This window comes from Embleya sp. NPDC025285 (assembly GCF_055558835.1).
On the sequence record NZ_JBVHLU010000113.1, the window covers coordinates 15,114 to 33,432 of the forward strand.

Annotated in this window: 19 protein-coding genes and 1 riboswitch; of the genes, 14 read left to right on the forward strand and 5 right to left on the reverse strand. The window is 72.4% G+C overall.

Translation table 11 applies throughout. The features are described 5' to 3' along the window. Window positions 1-35 precede the first annotated feature (35 nt). The gene (locus ACZ4FV_RS43655; RefSeq protein ID WP_395859181.1) at window positions 36-1,874 is read left to right on the forward strand and encodes a glycosyl transferase; all 1,839 of its coding nucleotides are present in this window, start codon (window positions 36-38) and stop codon (window positions 1,872-1,874) included. Window positions 1,875-1,925: 51 nt separating this feature from the next. Here ACZ4FV_RS43655 and ACZ4FV_RS43660 read toward each other — a convergent pair whose 3' ends face one another. Next, a complete protein-coding gene (locus tag ACZ4FV_RS43660) occupies window positions 1,926-2,291 on the reverse strand; it encodes a hypothetical protein (RefSeq protein WP_395859180.1) in 366 nt (121 codons plus the stop codon). A 472-nt stretch (window positions 2,292-2,763) separates the two neighbouring features. On the opposite strand from ACZ4FV_RS43660, the gene ACZ4FV_RS43665 reads away from it, so the two are divergent. After that, a complete protein-coding gene (locus ACZ4FV_RS43665) occupies window positions 2,764-3,390 on the forward strand; it encodes a histone deacetylase (RefSeq protein WP_395859179.1) in 627 nt (208 codons plus the stop codon). A gap of 89 nt (window positions 3,391-3,479) precedes the next feature. On the opposite strand, the gene ACZ4FV_RS43670 is transcribed toward ACZ4FV_RS43665, so the two are convergent. After that, on the reverse strand, window positions 3,480-4,205 hold the full coding sequence (locus tag ACZ4FV_RS43670) for a flavodoxin family protein (protein WP_395859178.1): 726 nt from the start codon (window positions 4,203-4,205) through the stop codon (window positions 3,480-3,482). 146 nt (window positions 4,206-4,351) lie between these two features. On the opposite strand from ACZ4FV_RS43670, the gene ACZ4FV_RS43675 reads away from it, so the two are divergent. Beyond that, window positions 4,352-4,900, forward strand: a complete 549-nt coding sequence (locus tag ACZ4FV_RS43675) for a DinB family protein (RefSeq protein ID WP_395859177.1) — start codon at window positions 4,352-4,354, stop codon at window positions 4,898-4,900. Window positions 4,901-4,933: 33 nt separating this feature from the next. Here ACZ4FV_RS43675 and ACZ4FV_RS43680 read toward each other — a convergent pair whose 3' ends face one another. After that, window positions 4,934-5,602 carry a uridine kinase gene (locus ACZ4FV_RS43680; protein WP_395859176.1) on the reverse strand — a complete coding sequence of 223 codons (669 nt, stop codon included), beginning with the start codon at window positions 5,600-5,602 and terminating at the stop codon, window positions 4,934-4,936. 196 nt (window positions 5,603-5,798) lie between these two features. Between ACZ4FV_RS43680 and ACZ4FV_RS43685 the strand changes: the two genes are divergently transcribed. From ACZ4FV_RS43685 to ACZ4FV_RS43700, 4 genes are all read left to right on the forward strand, one after another. Beyond that, the gene (locus ACZ4FV_RS43685) at window positions 5,799-6,119 is read left to right on the forward strand and encodes a DMT family transporter (RefSeq protein ID WP_395859175.1); all 321 of its coding nucleotides are present in this window, start codon (window positions 5,799-5,801) and stop codon (window positions 6,117-6,119) included. Continuing rightward, window positions 6,116-6,685 (forward strand): TetR/AcrR family transcriptional regulator, encoded by a 570-nt coding sequence (locus tag ACZ4FV_RS43690; protein WP_395859174.1) that lies wholly within the window; start codon window positions 6,116-6,118, stop codon window positions 6,683-6,685. Before ACZ4FV_RS43685 ends, ACZ4FV_RS43690 begins: the two co-directional genes overlap by 4 nt. Window positions 6,686-6,982: 297 nt before the next feature. After that, window positions 6,983-7,567, forward strand: a complete 585-nt coding sequence (locus tag ACZ4FV_RS43695; RefSeq protein WP_395859173.1) for a TMEM165/GDT1 family protein — start codon at window positions 6,983-6,985, stop codon at window positions 7,565-7,567. 442 nt (window positions 7,568-8,009) lie between these two features. After that, window positions 8,010-8,166, forward strand: a riboswitch (cyclic di-AMP (ydaO/yuaA leader). Between the two features lie 6 nt (window positions 8,167-8,172). Beyond that, window positions 8,173-9,147 carry an NlpC/P60 family protein gene (locus ACZ4FV_RS43700; protein WP_395859172.1) on the forward strand — a complete coding sequence of 325 codons (975 nt, stop codon included), beginning with the start codon at window positions 8,173-8,175 and terminating at the stop codon, window positions 9,145-9,147. 257 nt (window positions 9,148-9,404) lie between these two features. On the opposite strand, the gene ACZ4FV_RS43705 is transcribed toward ACZ4FV_RS43700, so the two are convergent. Continuing rightward, window positions 9,405-10,325, reverse strand: a complete 921-nt coding sequence (locus ACZ4FV_RS43705; protein WP_395859171.1) for an NADP-dependent oxidoreductase — start codon at window positions 10,323-10,325, stop codon at window positions 9,405-9,407. A gap of 101 nt (window positions 10,326-10,426) precedes the next feature. On the opposite strand from ACZ4FV_RS43705, the gene ACZ4FV_RS43710 reads away from it, so the two are divergent. The 7 genes from ACZ4FV_RS43710 to ACZ4FV_RS43740 all read left to right on the forward strand — a co-directional run bounded on the left by ACZ4FV_RS43710 (window position 10,427) and on the right by ACZ4FV_RS43740 (window position 17,205). After that, a complete protein-coding gene (locus tag ACZ4FV_RS43710; protein WP_465326398.1) occupies window positions 10,427-11,458 on the forward strand; it encodes a helix-turn-helix domain-containing protein in 1,032 nt (343 codons plus the stop codon). After that, window positions 11,455-12,807 (forward strand): sensor histidine kinase, encoded by a 1,353-nt coding sequence (locus ACZ4FV_RS43715; RefSeq protein ID WP_465326400.1) that lies wholly within the window; start codon window positions 11,455-11,457, stop codon window positions 12,805-12,807. Before ACZ4FV_RS43710 ends, ACZ4FV_RS43715 begins: the two co-directional genes overlap by 4 nt. A gap of 53 nt (window positions 12,808-12,860) precedes the next feature. Further along, on the forward strand, window positions 12,861-13,505 hold the full coding sequence (locus ACZ4FV_RS43720) for a response regulator transcription factor (protein ID WP_465326407.1): 645 nt from the start codon (window positions 12,861-12,863) through the stop codon (window positions 13,503-13,505). 185 nt (window positions 13,506-13,690) lie between these two features. Then, entirely contained in the window at window positions 13,691-14,581 is an 891-nt protein-coding gene (locus ACZ4FV_RS43725; protein WP_465326402.1) for a hypothetical protein, read from the forward strand. A 365-nt stretch (window positions 14,582-14,946) separates the two neighbouring features. Next, complete coding sequence (locus ACZ4FV_RS43730) at window positions 14,947-15,501, forward strand: hypothetical protein (protein WP_402232458.1); 555 nt, start codon at window positions 14,947-14,949, stop codon at window positions 15,499-15,501. Between the two features lie 150 nt (window positions 15,502-15,651). Continuing rightward, window positions 15,652-16,236, forward strand: a complete 585-nt coding sequence (locus ACZ4FV_RS43735) for a TetR/AcrR family transcriptional regulator (RefSeq protein WP_395859166.1) — start codon at window positions 15,652-15,654, stop codon at window positions 16,234-16,236. Between the two features lie 63 nt (window positions 16,237-16,299). After that, window positions 16,300-17,205, forward strand: coding sequence for an MBL fold metallo-hydrolase (locus tag ACZ4FV_RS43740; protein WP_395859165.1), 906 nt, complete (start codon window positions 16,300-16,302; stop codon window positions 17,203-17,205). A 75-nt stretch (window positions 17,206-17,280) separates the two neighbouring features. Here ACZ4FV_RS43740 and ACZ4FV_RS43745 read toward each other — a convergent pair. Then, window positions 17,281-18,319: ROK family protein (locus tag ACZ4FV_RS43745; protein WP_465326405.1), on the reverse strand; the 1,039-nt coding region annotated here is incomplete at its 5' end.

The window sequence follows — 18,319 nt, forward strand, 5'->3', positions numbered from 1 at the left end:
GTGGCGGCAGCAGCCCTCGGAAGGACCCGACATCCATGGCCGTCGCCGAAGCCCGGCAACGCACCGACCCTCGTCTTCGCGTACGCGAGATCGCCGCGCAGGAACTGTGGGGCGCCCGTGCCGTCGACTGGTGGATCGGCAGCCTGTTCCTGTGCCTCGCGGTGTGGTTGTACAAGGACCTGTGGGCCGACCTCGACCACGCCTATCTGGCCAACGGCGGCCAGGACCAGAACATGTGGGAGTGGTTCTTCGACGCCACCGCCGACGCGGTCCGCAACTTCCGCGACCCGCTGGTTTCGGACCTGCAGAACCACCCGCTGGGCGTGAACATGATGGCCAACACGGCCATGCTCGGCCTGGGCATACCGCTCACCCCCGTCACACTGATGTTCGGTCCGAGCACGACCTGGGCCCTGGTGCTCACCGGCGGCCTGGCCGGCACCGCCTTCGCGTGGTACCGGTTGCTGGCCCGCCGAGTGGTGCGCAGCAGGCCCGCGGCGGCCGTGGGCGGCGCGCTGTGCGGATTCGCGCCGCCGATCATCTCGCACGCCAACGCGCATCCGAACTTTGTCGTGCTCTTCGTGATCCCGCCGATCGTCGAGAGGCTGATCCGGCTGTGGCAGGGCGAGCGGCCGGTGCGCAACGGGGTGGTGCTCGGGCTGCTGATCGCCTTCCAGATCTTCATCGGTGAGGAGCCGCTGCTGTTCGCGGCCGTCGGCCTGGTGATCTTCGGGATCGTGTACGCGCTCGCGTCGCCGGACGCGGCCCGCGAGGCGGCGCGACCGCTGGGCATCGGGCTGCTGGTCGGCGCGGCGGTATCGCTGGCGCTGGTCGCGTACCCGTTGTGGGTGCAGTTCTTCGGGCCGCAGCACTACACGACGCTCGAGCACGAGTCGGGCAACGACGTGGCCGCGTTCACCGCGTACGCGAGCGACTCGTTGGGCGGCGATCGCGCCGGTGCGGCGGCGCTGTCCGAGGGCACCACCGAGGAGAACGCGTTCTTCGGTTGGCCGCTGGTGATCCTGACCCTCTTCCTGGTGGCCTGGCTGCGCCGCGCGGCCGTCGCCCGCGCGGCGGCGATCACCGCGCTGGTCGCGGCGCTGCTGTCACTGGGCCTGGACATCACGGTCGACCACGACGACACCGGCCTGCCCGGCCCGTGGCGGTTGCTGAACGACCTGCCCCTGTTCGAGTCGATTTTGGAGTCGCGCTTCGCGCTGGTCTGCGTTCCGGCGGTCGCCGTGCTGCTGGCACTGGCCACGGACCGGATCCTGGCCGCGACTTCGATCCGCTCGGGAGCCGGGTCCGAAACCGGGTCCGGGTCCGCGGGTCGCGAGCTTCCGGTACGGCTGATCTGGGCGGCGGTGCTGGCCATGGCGCTGCTGCCGATCGCGCCCACTCCGCTGGACGTCCAAAACCGGCGCCCGGTGCCGGAGTTCTTCGCCGACGGGCGCTGGCGACCGTACGTCGACAACGGATCCGTCGTGGTGGTGCCGCTGCCCAGCGTCGGCGACGCCACCGCGCTGCACTGGCAGAGCGTGGCCGACCTGGGCTTCCCGCTCGCGGAGGGTTACTTCGTCGGCCCGTGGGGTCCCGACCGGGTCGGCGTCTACGGGGCGGACTACAGCCCGACCTCGGCGCTGCTGGGCCGGGTCGCCGCCGAGGGCCAGGTCCCGGAGATCACCGAGGACCAGCGCCGCGAGGCCCGCGAGGACCTGACCCGGTGGCGCGCCGACGTGGTGGTGTTGCCCGAGCACCGCTATCGGGCCGAACTCACCGCGACCCTGACCGCGCTGCTCGGCCCGGGTCGGCAGGTGGCCGACGTGCAGGTGTGGGACGTGCGACACCTGGACCCGGTGGCGGCGGTGCGGTGACCGAACGAGACCAATTGGACTCGTTTGCCCCCGTCCCGCCGGCCCGCGCCGCTACCCTTTCGCGGCCCACGCCGCGTCCGGTTCGACCCGGAGCACCAGCGCGGCCGAGTCGGCGCCGGTGCCCGTGCCCGGGCGCTCCAGCCGGTAGCTCAGCGTCACCTCGGCGCCCGCGTACGGGAGGATCTCGGCGGCGGGCACCTTGAACAGGACCGGCCGGCCCAACGCGTGTCCGGTGATCGGTACGCACACGGTGAAGGCCGCCGTGTCCGGGCCGTGCCAGGACAGGGTGAGCAGGTCGCCCACCGCCATGTCGGCATACGGGGCCACCCGGACGGTCGCCTCCAGCGGGACGTCGTGGGCGTCGAGCACATTCGCGACGGCTTGGTCGACGGTGGGCGGCGGCAGCGGATCGGGCATCCTGGGCTCCTTCGCGGTGCCTGCGCGGCGGTGGCTCGATCGGCCACGGCCCGACGCGCACGGGACTTCGATTCCGGTCCCGGCCGACCTCGGGTCGGGCCGACAACCGGCCGGATTCGGCGCGTACTCACCACTGCCCCGATTGGCGCCGACCATCCCCGTGTTCACGCCCTCGGCCCGCCCACTCCGCTCGTTCGGCGCACCACGGCACGCCCCCGCCGGCGGCGACACCGCTGCCGTGCCGATCACCGCCGTCGCCGGTCGCGGCGCCAGCCCCTGTCCGGCGGCTCCTGGTGGGTCCGCGCCGCCTGCCACCGCGCCTCGGCGCACCGGAGAAACAGCCGAATGGAAGCACTATCCGGCTGTTTCTCCGGCACGCCGAGGCACGGCATCCGCCCTTCGGGCTCCTCGCTGCGCTCACGACGCGGCCCGATCCACCAGGATCCGCCGGACAGGGCCTAGGCTGCGATGCGTGGGTTCCGACCTGGTCTGGTATGCCGCGTACGGGTCCAACATGCACGCCGCCCGCCTCGCGTGTTACCTGCGCGGCGGCCGGCCGTTCGGCGGTGCGCGGACCTACCCCGGTTGCCGGAACCCCGCCGCGCCGCGCGCCATCCGGCCGGTGGTGCTGCCGGGCCGGCTGTACTTCGCCTTCGAGTCGAAGTCCTGGACCGGCGGACTCGCGCTGTACGACCCACTGGATCCGGGCCGGACCCCGGCTCGGGCCTACCTGGTAACCCGGGATCAGTTCGCCGATCTGGCCGCGCAGGAGATGTACCGCCCGCCCGGTGCCGAACTCGACCTGAGCACGCTGCCGGTCACCGGGCGGGCCACCCTGGGTCCGGGCCGCTACGAGACGGTCGTCCGGGTGGGTGCCGCCGACGGGCACGCGATCCTCACCCTGACCGCTCCCTGGCGCAGCGCCGACGCGCCCTGGAACGCGCCGGCCGCCATGTACCTGCGGCACCTGACCGCCGGCCTCGTCGAGGCACATGGCTGGTCCCGCGGGCGCGCGGCACGCTACCTCGCGGGCCGTCCGGGCGCCGCCGGCACCTGGACCCCCGAGGCGATCGCCGCGCTGCCCGCGCTCGCGCCGTGAGCTCGGCCGCGCTCGGGTGTCCGCGGTCGGGGTCTCGGCGGCCGGGGTTCCGGGCCTTCGGGCTCGGGGAGGTCGGGGAGGTCGGGGCTTCAGCGGTAGTCGGGGTTTTCGAAGTCGTACCGGCACCCCGCGTCCCAGCCCGCGCGCTGGTTGCCGTACGCGGGCATCCCGCCCGCGTCCTTGAGCAACCGGGCCAGGTGCATCAGGTTCCAGGTCATGAACGTGGTGTTGCGGTTGGTGAAGTCGTTCTCCGGGCCACCCGAACCGGGATCCAGGTAGGAGGCCCCCGGGCCCACCTCGCCGATCCACCCGGCGTCCGCCTGCGGCGGGATGACGTAGCCCAGGTGCTGGAGGCTGTACAGCACGTTCATCGCGCAGTGCTTGACGCCGTCCTCGTTGCCGGTGATCAGGCAGCCGCCGACCCGCCCGTAATAGGCGTACTGGCCGGCGTCGTTGAGCAGTCCGGAGCACGCGTACAGCCGCTCCACCACCCGCTTGAGCACCGAACTGTTGTCACCCAGCCAGATCGGTCCGGCCAACACCAGGATGTCCGCCGCCAGCACCCGCTCGTACAGCGCGGGCCACTCGTCGCCGGGCCACCCCCGGTCGCTCATGTCCGGCCACACTCCGGTGGCGATCTCGTGGTCGACCGCGCGGATCTGGTCGACCGCGACCCCGTGCCGGGTCATGATGCCCCGGCTCAGGTCCACGAGCCCTTGGGTGTTGCTGACCGCGGGTGAGCGCTTGAGTGTGCAGTTGACGAACAACGCCCGCAGGTCGTCGTAACGCGCGGGCGGTGGTCCGAAGTCGGTCATCCGAGGCTCCCGGGGTGTCCGTGGTGGCGTACCCGGAAAGCGTCCCTTGACCGGGTCGCGCCGACCGGCACATTCGGCGCGTGCCACCGACCCGATGTCGGTGCCGTCGGGCAGACTCGTGCCTTTGCCGAACCGGAAGGTGGATCATGGCCGAGTCGATCCCGCCCCTGCACTACGCCCCACGCTGGAGCGAGGACACCCGTACGTCGCCCGCCGAACTGGGCGACGAGCGCGAGGTCCTGACCGGCTTCCTCGACTGGCACCGGGCCACCTTCGAGCTCAAGTGCGCGGGCCTGTCGGCGGAGCAGTTGTCCGAGCGGGCCGTGTCGCCGTCCGGCTTGTCGCTGCACGGCATGATCCGGCACCTGGCCGGAGTCGAACGCTGGTGGTTCCACATCCAGTTCGCCGGTGACGACGTACCGATGCTCTACTACACCGACGACGACCCGGATCAGGACTTCGAGCGCCTCGACGGCGACCCGGCCGAGGCGTTCGCCCGCTGGCACGCGGAGTGCGAGCGCTCGCGGGAGATCGTCGCCGCCGCCGCGTCCCTGGACGACACCGGTATCCGCAAGGCCACCGGCAAGCCGTTCTCGCTGCGCTGGGTCCTGGTCAACCTGATCGCCGAGTACGCCCGCCACAACGGCCATGCCGATCTCCTGCGCGAACGCCTCGACGGAGCCGCCGGCATGTGACCGATCCCGGGGGACCGGCCGGGGTCACCCCGCCTACCCCGCGTCGTCGCGGCGAGCCGTCGAGGGCGACCGTCGGCTGCCGCTGCCGGCGAGCGCGCGCCGATCGGGTTCGGTCCCCGATCCGCCGCGTGCGTCCGCCCCGTCGACGCGTAGGTGGGGGCGGGTCCACGGCCGGTCCCGGGCCAGGTGCTCGGTCTCGGCGGCGCGCCACAGCCGCCAGAACCAAGCCAGTTCGGGGCCGTCCCGATCCAGGGTGCGCGCTGCGGCGAGCTCGGCCGGCGTGTCGACGTGCACGCGCAGCGCGGTCACCGGGCCGAGTTCGCGCCGGGCCGCGCCGACGCCCTCCAGGATCACCACCGGCGCGGCCGGAACCTCGCTGTAGCCGCTGATCCGGTAGCCGGCCCAGTCGTAGGTGTCGCAGCGGGCGGCCTCGTGTCGGGCCAGCGGTTCGAGCAGTTGGGCGCGCAGCCTGGGCAGCCAGCCGAAGAAGTGCCCCGGCCGGGCGAAGTCGTCCAGGCGCACCACCGGCGCGCCACCCAGTCGCGCGGCGAGCGCGTCGGCGAACGTGGTCTTGCCGGAACCGCCGATCCCGTCCACCGCGACCAGTCGGGTCGCGCCGATCGACGGCGGCAACGCGGCGACGCACGCGGCCGGCCGATCGGTCGTCGCGCCTCGAATGCGATCCGGCCGTTCGATGGGCATCGAAGCAGCCTATCCACCGGTGAGGGAGACCCGGGGTCGGCCGCGAGCCGGGTCGGTTCCGGGCCGGCCCCCGGCCGAGTCGGGCCGGGTCCGACTCGGTCCCGGCCCGCGGCCGAGACGAGGGCTCCGATCACCCGGGCCGAGCACTCTTGTACATTTGTACTTGTACATCTGTACCACTCGGAGGGAGAGGCCCGTGGCCTGGCTGTTCCTGGGGCTGGCGATCTCGTGTGAGGTGATCGCGACCAGTCTGCTGAAGAGCACCGACGGGTTCACCCGGCTGTGGCCGACGCTGGCGTGTCTGGGCGGGTACGCGGGTGCCTTCTACCTGCTGACGTTGTCGTTGCGGCAGTTGCAGGTGGGCACGGCGTACGCGATCTGGTCCGGACTCGGGACGGTGGCCATCGCGCTGGTCGGCGCGGTGTTCCTGAACGAGCCGGTGACGCTGCTCAAGGCGTTCGGGATGGCGTTGGTGATCGCGGGAGTCGTGGTGTTGAACCTGGGTGGTGCGCATTGACCGCGGCCAGGGACCCTGAGGGTCGGCGACTGCGGATCGTGCGCGGCGCGTGTGAGGTGATCGCGGAGGTGGGCGTGGGCAACACCACGCATCGCCTGGTCGCGGCCCGGGCGGGCGTCCCGTTGGGAGCGACCACGTACTACTTCGCCTCGCTCGACGACCTGGTCGCCGCCGCGCTCGCGCACGCGTCGGCGGAGACGGTGCGGCTGCTGGAGGAGTGGGTACGGCGTGCGCGGGACGCGAACGACCTGCCCGGCGTGCTCACCGCGCTCACCGCGGAATACCTCGCGGACCGCTCGCGCGCGCTGGTCGAGTACGAGTTGTACCTGGCCGCCGCCCGCAGCCCGGAACTGCGCGGGTTCGCCCTGGCCTGGGTCGAGGGCGTCGGCGACTTCCTGTCCGTCCGGGTCGGACCGCGCGCCGCCGCCGCCGCGCTCGCCGTGCTGGACGGGACCATGCTGCAGGTGCTGACGCTGGACACGACGCTGGACGAGAGGCAGTTGCGCTGGTCGTTGGCCCGGGTCCTGGACGAGGGCGGGTCTTCGTCGGTGAACGGGTCGTCGTAGGCGTCGAAACGGCCCGGTGCGCCGGGAGCGGCCGGGCCGGCGCCGACGCCGGGTGCGGTAGGGTCGGCACCGCGAAGGGGAGTAGCCCCGTGAACCGGTCGTCGACATGCTGGAGTCCTCGGACTCCCGGTGGCCGGGCCCGTGCTCGACACGGGTGGGCGAGACCTTCGGCCAGGCATCGACGCATCCTCGTCTTCTCGTGGATGTACCCCGTCGTGCCGGGCCGAGTGGTCCTCCGGTTGCCGTGCGGCGCTTCGTGAAGACCCGGGGCCCGGCTCTCGCAGAAAGCCACCCGGAATGCACCTCGACCTTCTGGCGATCCTGACCGCCTTCGGGCTGATCTTCCTCGCCGAGCTCCCGGACAAGACGATGTTCGCGTCGCTTGCCATGGGCACCCGCATGCGTCCGCTCTACGTGTGGTTCGGCACCTCGACCGCGTTCGTCGTGCACGTCGCCCTCGCCGTCGGCGCGGGCGGCCTGCTCGGCCTGCTCCCCGGCTGGATCGTCAAGCTCGTCTCCGCCGCCCTGTTCGGCTTCGGCGCCTTCATGTTGTTGCGCGGCGGTGCGGGCGAGGACGACGAGGACACCGCGGGCAAGAGCGTGACCGGCTTCCGGCCGGTCTTCGCGACCGCCTTCACGGCCGTGTTCATCAGCGAGTGGGGCGACCTCACCCAGATCACCACGGCCAACCTGGCCGCCACGAACGGCACCTGGTCCACCGCGATCGGCTCGGCCGCGGCACTGATGTCGGTGTCCGCGTTGGCCCTGCTCGCCGGGCGGTTCATCGCCAAGCGCGTCCCGCTGCAAACGGTGCAGCGGATCGGCGGCCTGTGCATGCTCGGGCTGGCGATCTGGTCGCTGGTGGAGGTGTTCACCGGCTGACCCGCCCCCGGTGATGCCTCGCCCCTGCGGATGGCGGCCGCGCCGCGGTCACCCGACGGCGGCGGGACGGATGGGTGCATCGCCGGCATGTCCGGCACGACCAGTCGATCGGTTGCCCGAAATGTGATGTAGGCCGCATGGATAAAACGGACATAAATTATATAGCCGACTTCGAGCCGCAATTCATTTTCCGCGCTCCGCGACGAGTCTCGACTATTTTCCGTTACCGCACGATCACACCACTCTCCGAGATATCCCCTCGTCATCACCGGTACCCCGGAGCCGAACACGGGAGAGATGTCGCTTTTATTCCGCCTTTACCCGCAGGGCGAAGTCGGGGTTTCGGTTGTGATCAGGCATCCGCATTGCCTACCTTTCTCGCCGATTCACCTTTCGGGTGAACCCTGTCGCCGGTACGCCGAATCCCGTCGCCGGCAGCGGGAGGTCTACATCGAAGAATCCGACGGGAGCGGGGGAACCAGGTGAATCGCCGTGGCCGGGATCGTTCCGGTGACGGCTAGGGGTGAAGTCGCGTAACGCGACCGGGCTGCTCCAGTCCGAATCCGACAGCTCACCTCGTAGGCGACAGGAGAGGACCCCATTTCATGCTGTCCACAAACGCTCGCCATCGTGCCGCTCGACCCACCAACGTCCGCCGCTTCGTCGCGGCGGTGGGCATCGCCGGCATGGGTGTCGTGCTCCCGGTCGCCACCGCCGGTGCCGCCCCGGCGCAGGCCCCCTCCACCTCCGAGCAGTCCCCCTCCACCGTGCTGTCGGCGACCCCCACCGCGGCGGTCGACGCGGCCCCGGTCCAGGCCGCGCCCGCCGCGCCGGAGACCGACACGGCCGCCGACAAGGCCCGCTACGTGGTCCAAGCCGGCGACACGCTGTTCCGGCTCGCCCAGACCAACCAGGTCAACGGCGGCTGGCAGAGCCTGTACGAGCTCAACCGCGACGTGCTGCTGTCCGGCCCGGACCTGATCGAGATCGGCCAGACCCTGCGGCTGGACGGCTCGGCGCCCGCGGCACCCAAGGCCGCCGCGCCCGCCAAGCCGAGCATCAAGGTCCAGCCCAAGACCTCCGTCACGCCCGGCAAGACCACCCCCAAGCCGGCGAGCAAGCCGTCGGCCGACGTGTCGGTCAAGCCCGCCGCCAAGGCCCCCGCCAAGCCCGCCACCGGCGGCTCGAAGGGCAACCAGGCGCCGACCGGCGGCTCCTCGACCGCGTCGAGCAGCAAGGCCGCCCAGGCCGTGGCCTTCGCCAAGGCGCAGATCGGCAAGCCGTACGTGTACGGCGCCACCGGCCCCAACGCGTACGACTGCTCGGGTCTGGTCCAGGCCGCGTACAAGTCCGCGGGCATCTCGCTGCCCCGCGTGACCAACGACCAGTTCGCCGCCGACACGCGCGTGTCGGTCGCCAACCTGCAGCCCGGCGACCTGGTGTTCTTCTACTCCGGCATCAGCCACGTCGGCATCTACATCGGCGACGGCAAGATGGTGCACGCCCCGAACCCGCGCAAGTCGGTCGAGATCGCCTCGATCAACACCATGCCGATCGCCGGCGCCACCCGCCCGGCCTGATCGAACCGGGCAAACCGCCGCCGCCGGCGCACACGTGCTCCGGCGGCGGTGACACAACCGCATAGTGGGACGCGCCTTCGGCGCCGTGCCCTCCGACGACGGTCGGAGCGCGCGGCGCCGGCGTGCGTTTCGGCGAACGCGCCGGTCCCGGCGGGCGGGCGGACCGGGGCGCGGGCGTCAGAGCGTCAGAGCGTCAGAGCGTCAGAGCGTCAGAGCGTCAGAGCGTCAGAGCGTCAGAGCGTCAGAGCGTCAGAGCGTCAGAGCGTCAGGACGATCTTGCCCGTGACCCGGCCCGTCTCCCCGCGCTCGTGCGCCTTGGCCGCGTCGGCCAGCGGGAACACCGAGTCGATCGCGGCGCGCAGTCGCCCCGCCTCGACCAGGTCCGCGACCTGCCGCATGGCCGCGTGGTCGGCCTCGACGAGCATCTCCTCGGCCCGGACCCCGTACCGCTCGACGTCCAGGTCCCTGACGTTGTTCACGATGGCGACGAGCACGCCGCCCCGGCGCAACGTCCGTAGCGAGCGGGGACCGTACTCGCCGCCGACGCCGTCCAGCACGACGTCCACGTCCCGCACGACGTCGGCGAAGTCGGTCGTGGTGTAGTCGATCATCTCGTCGGCGCCCAGCCCGCGGACGAAGTCGTGCTTGGCCGCGCTCGCGGTGCCGATCACGTACGCGCCGCGCGCCTTGGCGATCTGTACCGCCAGATGACCGACCCCGCCCGCCGCGGCGTGAATCAACACCCTTTGCCCTTCCCGCAGTTCCGCGGTGTCCACCAGGGCCTGCCAGGCGGTGACCGCGGCCAAGGGCAGCGCGGCGGCCTGCACGTGGTCGATGTTGGCGGGCTTGCGCACCACGTGGCGGGCCGCCGAAACCACGTACTCGGCGTGCGCCCCGTTGCCGTACGGGTAGCTCAGCATGCCGAACACCTCGTCCCCCGGTCGATGGATCGTCACCCCCAGGCCCACCGCCTCCACCACGCCCGACACGTCCCACCCGAGCACGAACGGCGGTTCGCCCAGGATCAGGCCCGTGGCCCGATGTATCCAGTCGGTCGGATTGACGCCCGCCGCGTGCACCCGGACCAGTACCTCGCTCGGGCCGGGCGCCGGCCGCTCCAGGTCGAACTCCCGCAACACCTCGGGACCACCCAGCACATCCTGACCGACAGCGCGCATGTCACTTGCCTTCCGTCCGAAAGACCAACCCCCCACATCGTGTCGACCACGCGGTGCCCCGCACGAGCGTCCGGAACGACATGATGCGTACACTTCCGGACGTGAGCACAGTCGCGATAGCCGTCGCCGACGGGATCCTGCACTTCGAACTGGCCTTGGCCCACGAGCTCTTCGGCTCGGCCCCGCCGGTCCCGGTGGAGAGTTGGTACGAGCTCGTCATCTGCGGGGCGGGCCCCGTGCGGGCCGACGGCCGCTTCCTCCTCGAACCCGACTGCGGACTCGACCGGCTCGCCCTGGCCGACACCGTGATCGTCCCCGGGTGGGCCGACCTCGAGGCGGACCCACCGGCGGACCTCGTCGACGCCATACGCGCGGCACACGAGGCCGGGGCGCGGGTGGTCTCCCTCTGCACGGGCGCCTTCGTCCTGGCCGCCGCCGGCCTGCTGGACGGACGGCGGGCCACCACACACTGGTCGTACGCCGAGGCGCTGGCCACCCGCTTCCCCCGGGTCGAGGTCGACCCCGACGTGCTCTACGTCGACAACGGCAGCGTGCTCACCTCCGCCGGCAAGGCCGCCGCGCTGGACCTGTGCCTGCATCTGATCCGTCTCGACCACGGCTCGACGGTTGCCAACGCGGTCGCCCGCAGGCTGGTCGTACCGCCGCATCGGCCCGGCGGTCAGGCCCAGTTCGTCGCCACCCCGATGCCCGAACGGCACGATCATCCACTCGGCGAACTGCTCGCCTGGGCGGCCGGACGACTGGATCGACCGCTGACGGTGGAGGATCTGGCCCGCCGGGCGAACATGAGCTCGCGCCACCTCGGCCGGCACTTCAGGGCGATGACGGGCACCACTCCGCTGCAGTGGCTGCTGACCCAACGGATCCACCGGGCCCAGGAACTCCTGGAGACCACGGACGACAGCGTGGATGCCATCGCCGAAGCCACCGGCATGGGCACCGCGACCACACTGCGCCGACATTTCAACCGCACCGTCGGCGTGCCCCCGGACGCCTACCGTCGTACCTTCCACCGGCAGCGGGCGGACGGCACCTCGGCTTCGGCCTCGTTCCCGAGGCCCACCGCAACGCCACCGAAGGCCACGCCGCGGCCTATTAGCTTTGGGCCATGACCAATTCGCTCTCCCCCGCGATCCGGGGCCGGTGGTGGTCGGGCGCGGGGGCCGTCGCCCGCACGGGGCGGCGGACGCTCGTGCGGTCGCTGTACCTGCTCACCGCGCCGGTGACCGCCGCCGCCGGCCTCCTGGCCGTACTCCCGGCGGTACTCGGCGTGGTGTTCGCCGCAACGGTGGGTCGGCTGCCGTCCGGCACGTCGCCGGTCGTGGCCTACGCCCTCGCGCCGGCGCGCTGGTGCGCCGACCTGGAACGGCGGCGCATCGCGAAGGTGCGTCCCCCCGCCCCGGGAGCCGAACGCGGTGAGCCACCGGCGAGACCGAAGGGGCGAACCGCGGCGCTTGCTCCCGGGGCGTGGTCGGACACGATCCACGCGGTGGTGGTGCTCCCGGTCGTCCTGGTCACGTCGGCGGTGACCGCGCTGTGGTGGTTCGTCGGCCTCGCCTGTGCCACCTGCGCCCTGCGCTACCGGTACGCGCCGTCCGAGCCGTTGCGACCGCTGTCCCTGAACGCGGGCGGCGGCGAATCGCACATCTCGGTGAGCCTCGGGCTGTTGTCGCCGACCGACCGGGTCGCCTTCGGGACCGCGGTCGGCCTGCTGCTGCTGGCCGGCCTGCCGCTGGTGACCCGGGTGTGCACTGCGGCCCAGGCCGGGCTGGGGCGGGCGCTGCTCGTCGACGCGTCCGCGCTGCACCGCAGGATCAGCGGGCTGGAGCGGGAGCGGGACACCGCCCGCGCGCAGACCGTCGCCGCGGTGACGGCCGAGGCGACCGCACTGCGCCGACTCGAGCGCGACATCCACGACGGCGCCCAGCAACGACTGGTGCGCCTGTCGCTGGAGTTGGGCCGGGCCCAGTACTACCTCGACAGCAGGCCGGAGACCGTCCGGGCCGCCCTGGCCGACGCGATCGTCCAGGCCCAGGAGGCGTTGGACGAGTTGCGTGCGCTCTCGCGCGGCATCGCCCCGCCGATCCTGGTCGACCGCGGCCTGAACGAGGCGCTCGGCGCCCTGGCCGCGCGCTCCACCGTCCCCGCCGAACTCGATACCGTCCCCCTGCACCCTCGGCCGCCCGCCGGCGTCGAGACGGCCGCGTATTTCGTGGTCGCGGAGGCCCTGACCAACGTGGCCAAGCACAGCCACGCGCACCGGTGTGCGATCGCACTACGCCACAGTGGGGGGACCTTGCGGATTCGGGTGACGGACGACGGGGTGGGCGGCGCGGCGCCGGCCAAGGGGCACGGGCTGCGGGGTCTGGACGAGCGGCTGCACGCGGTCGGCGGTCGGCTGACGGTCGACAGTCCCGCCGGAGGCCCGACCACGATCACCGCGGAACTGCCGTGTCGTTGACCCCGCCCGAGGGCGCACCCACACCGGCATCGGGGCCCGCGGTCCGCGAACCGCTGCGGATCGTCGTCGCCGACGACTCGGTGCTGCTGCGCGAGGGCCTGGTCCGCCTGCTCGTCGAGGACGGTCACCACGTGGTGGACGCGGTCGGGGACGGCCCCTCCCTGGTCGAGGCGGTCCGCGAACACCGTCCGGATGTGTCGATCGTCGACGTGCGGATGCCGCCGACCCATACGGACGAGGGCCTGCGCGCGGCGATCACCGCCCGCACGCACGTGCCCGGAGCCCCGGTGCTGATCCTCAGTCAGTACGTGGAGGCGTCCTACGCCGGTGACCTGCTCGCGGACGGCTCCGGCGCGGTCGGGTACCTGCTCAAGGACCGGGTCGCTCGGATCGAGGAGTTTTTGGACGCGCTGGACCGGGTCGCCCGCGGCGCGACGGTACTGGACCCCCAGGTGATCGCCCAACTGCTGACCGAGCGGCGCCGGGACAGCGCCGTGGGCACGCTGACCGCACGGGAACGGCAGATCCTGGCGTTGATGGCCGAGGGCTGCTCCAATACCGCCGTCGCCCGGCAGTTGGTGGTCTCCGCCAGCGCGGTGGAGAAGCACATCGGCAACATCTTCGCCAAGCTCGGCCTGCTGCCCGACGATGCCCAGCACCGGCGGGTGCTCGCGGTCCTCACCTACCTCCGGGGCTGACGCCGCGGCAACCGGCGCCGCGGTGCCGACGCCGGCGCGCGGCCGTCCCGGTCTCCGGTCCGCTTTCGCGGTGTTCGGCCCCGCGCGGCCCCGCCCGACTCCCTTCGGGGGTGTGGACAGCCATACCCCCGGATGTCCGGCCTGCTCCGGTGACCGTGCGGCGCCGGTGCGAAACCGTGGTCGACATGACAGCACCGCACACCACAAGCCCCCGGCAACATCCCGAGGCCCCGTCGCGATTCGCGGGTATCCCCGGTCGCCCACTCGCCATTCTCACCACCCTCGCCGCGGCCCTCGTCGCCGCCCTCTTCGTCGTCCCGGGAAGGCTCGCCGCGAACGGGTCGGCCGGCGGCTCGCTCGACGAGGACGAACTCGCGGACGCTTTCCGCAAAGCGTTCGTCGAATATTGGAATGCCGGCGAACGGGATTTCTCCCCCGGTATGGAGAGGGTGATCGACTACTGGTTCCGTTTTCACGTGGCCAAGGCCGTGATCGCCGCCATCCTGCTGATCGTGCTCGTCGCGCTCGGCGCGCTCGTGGTGAAGGCATTCCTGAAGGCGGGCGATCTCGGCGCGGGATGGCGAACCGCCTTTGCCGCGGCCGGTGTTCTCGTTACGCTGTGCGCGCTGTTCGCGTCGGTGACCGTAATGGCCAACATCCAGGGTGCGGTGGCACCTTTCGCCTCACTGTTGTCGATGTTGCCGACCGGCGCGACCGACGGGGAACTCGCGGGCGTGCTCGGTCAGGTCAGACAGCACCTGGCCGCCCCCGCCGGCACCGCCGACCGAACCCCGCCTCCGCTCGACCTGATGATCGGCGACTTCGCCCGCTACCACGTGGCGATGGCCGTGATCGCCGCCGTCGTGGCGCTCGTGCTGATCGGCGTGAGCGTGGCGGCGTGGCGGCGGTTCGCCGGCACGAAGTCCTCCGATCGGCGAACGCGGCGCCTGTCGGCGTGGTTCGGTGTGCTCGCGGCGCTGTCGGCACTGGTCCTGATCGTCGTCGGGGTGGCGAACACGAGCACGGCGAGGGACTCCAGGCCCGCACTCGCGGCCTTCTTCGACGGTGGCTGGTGAGACACGTCACGGCGGCCCGGGCTCGGGGAGAACTCGCCCCGCCACCGGCCGAGTTCTCCCCGGCCCTTCGGGTCACTCCCCTGGTCGGGTGCCGGGCCCCGGCTGCCACCCGGGTGGGCCCGGGAGATCATCGCCGGCGCCCCTTGCGCCCACGCCTCGTCCTGCGTACCGGCGTTCGAGGCGCGCCCCGCCGGAGGCGATCGTGCCCGAATCCACCGGTTTCCGATGATCCGTGCCGCCCCTGCGGGCCCGTTCGCGAGCAAGTGGCCCCTGCCCGGAGTGGGCCGCGGGTCCTTCCCCGGTCGCACCGATCACCCCTCCCGCGACGGACGTCGCGGCAACCCCGGGTCCGCGACGGTTGGGGCGTGAAGATCCTCAACACATTGCACCCGAAGCCGACTCCCGCCGACACCGAGCGTCCCGTCCCGCGCTGGGCGGTCCGGATCGCGTACGCGATCCCGTGGGTGCTGTTGCCGCAGTGCCTGTGGCGCCTGCCGTTCGGGCTGGGCTTCGAGATGGGCATGCTCGACGAGGAAGAGATGCCGGTCGTCTGGATCAGCCTCCCGTATGTACTCATGCTCAGCGCGATCACCGAGGCGCTGGGGCTGCTCTGCCTCGGCCTGGTCCGCGGATGGGGCGAAGTGGCGCCCGCGTGGCTGCCGTTCATCGGCGGCAAGCGGCTCTCGCCGTACGCGGTGATCGTCCCCGCGACGCTCGGCGGCCTGGCGGTGACCGCGTTCCGGGCACCCGTACTGCTGTCCTGGTTCGGCCTGTTGGACGAGGGCGTCGGGTTCTCCAACGTAGGGTGGCTGACGCCGGCTCGGGTGTGCGTCGCGCCCGGAATGTTGTGGGGGCCGATGCTCCTGGCACTGACCTACGCGTACTGGGTGCGCCGCTGCCGGCCCGCCGCGGACCGCTGACCGCCTGCCGCACGGCGACGGCCGCGTACCGATCGCCCGGCGCCGACCCGGCCCCGATCGGCCATCGACGCATCGCCCGGGAGGATCCGCGATGAAGAAAGTAGGTAGACCGGTCTAGTTTTCATAGACCGGTCTACCTACTATCGACACATGGCAAGAAACAACGACACGCGCGATCGGGTACTGGGCACCGCCGCCGATCTCTTCCAACGGCAGGGGTACTCCGGCACCGGCCTGAATCAGGTGCTGGCCGACAGCAACGCCCCCAAGGGGTCGCTCTACTTCCACTTCCCCGGCGGCAAGGAGCAACTCGCCGCCGAGGCGATCACCCGCTCCGGCGGCGAGGTCGGCGAACGCCTGGCCGCCGTGGTGAGGGCGGCGCGGGGCCCTCGGGACGCGCTCGCCGGGATCGCCGCGCTGTTCGCCGACAACCTCACCACGACGGACTTCCACAGCGGCTGCCCGATCGCCACGGTCGCGCTGGAGGCGTCGGCCGACAGCGAACCGATCCGGGCCTCGTGCGATCAGGCGTACGCGTCCTGGCTGGCCGGCCTCTCCCGCGCGTTGGGTCACTGGGGCGTCGCCGAACCGGAGACCGAGCCGCTGGCCACGCTGATCCTGTCCGCCCTCCAGGGCGCGATCCTGCTCGCCAAGGTGCGTCGCGACGGCACCGTCCTGCACACGCTCGGCGAGCAACTGGGCGCCCTGGTCGAGCAGTCGATCGACGCCGCGTAGAGCCGCGCGCACCGGCCCCTGCCCGTGGCAACACCACACCCGACGAGAGCGAGTGCATCCACCATGCGCGTACATCACCTCAACTGCGGCTCCATGGTCGAGATCGACCCCGCCGACGGCCCGGACAGTCCGCTGCTCCCGGCCCGCGCGGTCTGCCACTGCCTGCTCGTGGAGACCGACTCGGCCGGCCTCGTCCTGGTGGAGACCGGCCTGGGCACCAACGACGTGCTGCATCCGGACGAATACCTCGGCGCGGATTGGGTCGGCTACGCCGCGCCCGTGCTGGACCTGCACGAGACCGCCCTGCACCAGGTCCGCCGGCTCGGGTACGACCCCTTGGACGTGCGGCACATCGTGCTCACCCATCTCGACCGCGACCACGCGGGCGGCCTGGCCGACTTCCCGCACGCCACCGTGCACGTGCACAAGGCCGAACACGCGGCGGGCATCGCCGGGGACGCCGACCGCTACCGCGTCGCGCAACTCGCGCACGGCCCGCGATGGGCGACCTATGCCGGTGAACAGGGCGACCCCTGGTTCGGCTTCGACGCGGTTCGCCGACTCGACGGGCTGCCCGAGGAGATCCTGCTGGTCCCGCTCGGCGGCCACACCGAGGGCCACAGCGCGGTCGCCCTGGACATCGGCGACCGCTGGCTGCTGCACGCCGGCGACGCGTACTTCTACCACGGCGAGGTCGACCCGGACGCTCCCCGATCGCACCCGCTGATGGACGTCGTGCAACTCGCCGGGGAGGTGGACCGCCCGTTGCGCCTGGGCAACCACGCCCGCCTGCGCGAACTCGCCCGCCTGCACGGCGACGAGGTCGAGGTCTTCTCCGCGCACGACCCCTGGGAGTTCCAGCGCTACGTCCCTGCCGAGCCGGGTGCCGCCGGCCCGGACGTCCTCGGCCCGGACGTCCTCGGCCCGGACAGCACCGGGGCGAACCCGGCCGGGGCGAGCCGCGATTGAGGCCGCGGCCGCCGAGGCCGACCTGTCAAGGCCGGACCCCGTCGACACCGACCGACCGACCGAAGCCGGGCCCGGTCAGGCCCGACCGGCGTTCGAGCCCACCCCGGCGCCGGCCCCCGGGTACCGCGGCAGGATCTCCGCGGCCAGCGAGAGCGCGCCCCGCAGCGAGGCGTCCTGGAGGAAGCGCGCCGGCACCACGTCGGGCGGGAACGGCAGCGCCGCGCGCACCCGCGCGGCCAGCGCCGCAAGCACCCGAGGGGCGGAGTGCATCAGGCCGCCGGTGACCGCGATCCGTTCCACGTCCAGCGTGATCGCCACGTTGGCGACGTGTACAGCCAGTTCGTCCAGTGCCTCGTCGACGAGTGCGCGCACGCGTGGATCCGGATCGGCGAACAGCGCGGCGGCGTCCACCTCGCGGCCGAGGAGTTCACCGCCGCGCGTGGCCAACCCGATGCCGGAGGTGTACTCCTCCAGGGGTGCGCGTCCCACGCCGAATCCGGTGTCGGCGCGCCCGCGCAGCAGGTAGCCGATCTCGCCGGCCGCCCCGTTCGCGCCGGTCACCACCCGCCCGCCGAGCACGATCGCCGCGGCGATCCCGGTGCCGACGGTGAGCAGGATCGCCGGATCCGCGCCGCGCAGCGCGCCCCAGCGCGATTCCGCCAGCGCGGCGGCCTTGGCGTCGTTGCCGACCGCGACCCGCTCCGGGGCCAGGCCCAGGCCCTCGCTCAACGTGCCCGCCAGGGCCAGGTCCTGCCAGCCGGGCACGTTGGGCGCGAGCAGGATGCGGTCGGGCAGCACGATGCCGGGACTGACCGCGCCGACCACCGAGCAGTGTGCTCCCGTGGCCGCGGCCGTCCGCGCGACGAGTTCGCGGGCCGCCTCGATCGCGCGCCGGACCGCCTGGACCGCGCCCTCGCGGGCGTCGGTGATCAGCCGGTCCCTCGCCAACACCGTGCCGTCGGGACGCGCGGTGGCCAACGCGATCTTGGTGCCGCCGAAGTCGATCCCGCAGACGAAGGCCGCGCCCGTCCCAGGGGGGGGGGGGGGGGGGGGGGGGGTGTGTGGGGGGGGGGGGGGGGGGGGGGGGGGGGGGGGGGGGGGGGGGGGGGGGGGG

What these genes read in the sequence shown, in the direction of transcription:
- ACZ4FV_RS43680 (WP_395859176.1), bottom strand. Translation starts at nt 5,602, where the DNA reads ATGCCCATCGAACGGCCGGATCGCATTCGAGGCGCGACGACCGATCGG.
- ACZ4FV_RS43705 (WP_395859171.1), bottom strand. Translation starts at nt 10,325, where the DNA reads ATGCGCGCTGTCGGTCAGGATGTGCTGGGTGGTCCCGAGGTGTTGCGG.
- ACZ4FV_RS43735 (WP_395859166.1), top strand. Translation starts at nt 15,652, where the DNA reads ATGGCAAGAAACAACGACACGCGCGATCGGGTACTGGGCACCGCCGCC.
- ACZ4FV_RS43725 (WP_465326402.1), top strand. Translation starts at nt 13,691, where the DNA reads ATGACAGCACCGCACACCACAAGCCCCCGGCAACATCCCGAGGCCCCG.
- ACZ4FV_RS43655 (WP_395859181.1), top strand. Translation starts at nt 36, where the DNA reads ATGGCCGTCGCCGAAGCCCGGCAACGCACCGACCCTCGTCTTCGCGTA.
- ACZ4FV_RS43695 (WP_395859173.1), top strand. Translation starts at nt 6,983, where the DNA reads ATGCACCTCGACCTTCTGGCGATCCTGACCGCCTTCGGGCTGATCTTC.
- ACZ4FV_RS43670 (WP_395859178.1), bottom strand. Translation starts at nt 4,205, where the DNA reads ATGACCGACTTCGGACCACCGCCCGCGCGTTACGACGACCTGCGGGCG.
- ACZ4FV_RS43700 (WP_395859172.1), top strand. Translation starts at nt 8,173, where the DNA reads ATGCTGTCCACAAACGCTCGCCATCGTGCCGCTCGACCCACCAACGTC.
- ACZ4FV_RS43660 (WP_395859180.1), bottom strand. Translation starts at nt 2,291, where the DNA reads ATGCCCGATCCGCTGCCGCCGCCCACCGTCGACCAAGCCGTCGCGAAT.
- ACZ4FV_RS43675 (WP_395859177.1), top strand. Translation starts at nt 4,352, where the DNA reads ATGGCCGAGTCGATCCCGCCCCTGCACTACGCCCCACGCTGGAGCGAG.
- ACZ4FV_RS43715 (WP_465326400.1), top strand. Translation starts at nt 11,455, where the DNA reads ATGACCAATTCGCTCTCCCCCGCGATCCGGGGCCGGTGGTGGTCGGGC.
- ACZ4FV_RS43740 (WP_395859165.1), top strand. Translation starts at nt 16,300, where the DNA reads ATGCGCGTACATCACCTCAACTGCGGCTCCATGGTCGAGATCGACCCC.